Below are 2,983 nucleotides of genomic sequence, written 5' to 3'. Positions count from 1 at the left end.
TGCAATACCGCGTGCCCACCGCCGCCTATGTCTGCCCCGATCAGGCGGCGAAGGAGTGGGACGCCTTCTTCCGCAACCACCCCCAGCTCATCGGCCTGTCGCAGGATTTGCCCGAGCCCGGCTCATTTTTCACGCTCGATGATTTCGGCACGCCGCTGCTGGCCACGCGCGACAGGAACGGCGTCTTCCGCGCCTTTCTCAACGCCTGCCGCCACCGCGCGGTGAAGGTGGCCTCGGAGCCGCGCGGCAAGCAGTCGATCTTCATGTGCCCCTTCCACAACTGGAGCTACGCCAACACCGGCGACCTCATCGCCATCCCCAACGAGGATCACTTCGGCGCCATCGACAAGTCGTGCCACGGCCTCATCGCCCTGCCGGCGGTCGAGCGCGACGGCCTGCTCTGGGTGCATCCCCAGGCCGACGGCCACCTGGATGTCGACCACCTGCTGGGCGCCGAGCTCGCGGCCGAGCTGGCCTCCTACGGCCTGGCGCGCCTGGGCTTCGCGGGCGCCACGCCGATCCCCGGCGACCTCAACTGGAAGTTCGCCAACGACACCTTCGGCGAGACCTACCACTTTGGAAAGCTGCACAAGGACACGCTGGGCCGCGTGTTCTACGGCAACAACCTCCACTTCCGGGAATTCGGCCGCCACCACCGGTTCGTCACCGCCAGCCGCGGCATCGACCGCCTGCGCACCCTGCCGGAGGCCGAGTGGCGGGTCGAGGGCGCCACCTTCGTGCTCTACCACCTGTTCCCCAACATCCAGCTGATCTGCAGCACCGAGAGCGCCACTCTGATCCGCATCTATCCCGACCCGGCGAACCCGGGGCGCTCGATGACCAGGGTCAGCTTCTACTTCTCCCCCGAGACGGCCGCCGAGGCCGCGGCCCGCGACGCGGCGGGCGTCGACCCGCGCGCCGTCTATGATCTCTCCAACGAGCGCCGGGGCCCCAGCCTGAAAAGCTCGTTCGAGGTCTTCAAGAGCACCATCGAGCAGGAAGACTATGTGATGGGCGCCCTTCAGCAGCGCACGGCCGAGACCGGCCAGCTCAAGGAGGTCATCCTCGGCCGCAACGAACCGGCCCTCCACCACTTCCACAGCAACTACCGCGAGGCCCTGAACCAGCCGCCGCTGGAGCCGGTCGGCTAGCGGGCAGGGGCCGCCGCGCGCCGCGCCCGCCGCCGCAATGAAGGCTCCGAGGGGAAACCCGGCGCCGGATTTCCCCTGCCGGTTGTAAGCTACCCAAGATGGGGGACGGGCGGCTGGCTTTCCCCGGTCGCCCGGGTTTGGGTTTCCCCGGCCACCAAGCCGAGTCACTTAGAGCCGTCGCCCTCTCTCGCCCTGCGGGAGAGGTCGATTGGCCTTCGGTCCATCGCGCAGCAGAGGGCCGGCCTTCCGCATCAACCTGCGCCCACGGCCCCGCGTCCCTCACGCCCCCGGCGCCCCCGCGCCCCGCCGCCGACGCCGGGTCGGCGTCATCCGGGCGATTGGCGCGTGGAAGCTAGCGGGCTGGTGGGTCGCGGGCGTTGATGTTGGTCAAGGGGGGCGAGGGTTCACACCTCTTCCAACATTGGGCCAACTGCGTTCATGACCATGGGCGATTGATCGGTGACGCCGGAGATGAAGGTGCGCCGCTGACCCGTGGCCCCGATCTTGGAAAGCCGGCGCGTCCCAATGTCATAGCTTCATGATCCGTCGCTATGCAGCCCCATGATCGGGAAGAGGCTGCCGTGCGCGTTATGATCTATGCTCTCATCGTCGTGTTGGCCGGGTGCGCGCCGCCGCCCGAGGCTGTGCGCTTCTCCATCCTGTCCACCGAGCGTTCCGCCGCAACCGAGCCGGATTGGGCGCCGTTTCTCAGCGCTATGCGCTCGTCCACGCGCGAGAACATCGAGGCGTTTTTTGGTCCGAACTACACGGTGTTGATCGAAGCCATGCGCTTTGGCCAAACGCAGTTGGGCTGGTTTGGAAACGCATCGGCCATAGAAGCGGTCGACCGGTCCGGCGCGGAGGTGTTCGCCGTCGCTGACCGTGGCGGCTATGCCAGCCTGATGATCGTGCGCGCGGATCGGGGACTGGACCTTGACGATGTGTTGGCGTGCAACGGGTCCCTGTCGTTTGGCGGGGCCGACCCGCAATCGACGTCCGGCACGCTCGCGCCCAACGCCTATCTCTGGGGCCCGCGACGACTCGATCCGCTACGCTGCTTTGAGAGCGTCAGGGTCGCCAACCATGAGGCGAACATCATGGCCGTGGCCAATGGTCTTGTCGACGTCGCGATCGTCGACTCGACCGTCCTCGCGCGCGTCAGCGCACGGGCCGCGACGACGACCTCTCGGCTGAAGACAGTCTGGACATCTCCCCGGCTTCCAGACGATCCGCTTGTCTGGCGCACGGATTTGACCCCAACGCAGAAAGCAAAGATCTCGGGTTTCATTCTGGCCTATGGAAAAGGCGACGGCGCCCAGGCGCAGTCCGAACGTGCGGTTCTTGCGAAACTCGGGTTGTCCGGCTTCAGGCCTGCGGGCAACCGGCATCTGGACAGCACCCGCAAGCTCAAGGCCTGGACACGCCTGATCGAAGCGCGCCGCGCCAACGACCCGGTCCTGGTTAAGGAAGCTGAATTGGAGTTACTGCGCATTGAGTCTGGCGTCCCCAATGGCGTCGTGCAGTAACGCTATTGATCAAAATCACTATTATACTCAAAAAATGAAATTCGGAGTTTCGGCGATGGAAGCGGATTCGCGCATGAAATCAGGTGATGTTGTATCTGCATTGATGACCGAGATCGTCGATGTCTACGAGGGTTGCGGGGCCCGACCCTACGGGCTGTATCAGATCAACCAGCGCCAACATGCTCTGCAGTCTGCGGCGCACGCAGAATCCCAGGGCCTGAGCTCCGCCATGGTGATCGCGTGTCTCCTTCACGACATCGGCCACATGGTCCACGATCTGGGGGAGAACCCGGCGGCGCGAGGGGT

The 2,983-nt window shown here is 65.6% G+C and carries 2 protein-coding genes and 1 pseudogene; all 3 read left to right on the top strand.

Annotation, left to right across the window (positions count from 1 at the left end; genetic code table 11):
- Positions 1 to 1,151: aromatic ring-hydroxylating dioxygenase subunit alpha (locus ACIQ3R_RS16900; RefSeq protein WP_397420018.1), on the top strand; the 1,151-nt coding region annotated here is incomplete at its 5' end.
- Positions 1,152 to 1,741: 590 nt separating this feature from the next.
- Positions 1,742 to 2,677, top strand: coding sequence for a phosphate/phosphite/phosphonate ABC transporter substrate-binding protein (phnD, locus tag ACIQ3R_RS16895; protein ID WP_397420017.1), 936 nt, complete (start codon positions 1,742 to 1,744; stop codon positions 2,675 to 2,677).
- Positions 2,678 to 2,750: 73 nt separating this feature from the next.
- Positions 2,751 to 2,983: pseudogene (locus ACIQ3R_RS16890) on the top strand (metal-dependent phosphohydrolase); the annotation flags it as partial.

It is taken from the genome of Phenylobacterium sp. (genome assembly GCF_044371015.1).
Classification (GTDB): Bacteria; Pseudomonadota; Alphaproteobacteria; order Caulobacterales; family Caulobacteraceae; genus Phenylobacterium.
Note: the sequence above shows the minus strand (reverse complement) of the source record. Positions and strands in the feature narration are given on the sequence as shown.

Excerpts from the sequence above, each read along its gene's own strand:
- phnD (WP_397420017.1), top strand. The coding sequence starts at position 1,742 with ATGATCTATGCTCTCATCGTCGTGTTGGCCGGGTGCGCGCCGCCGCCC.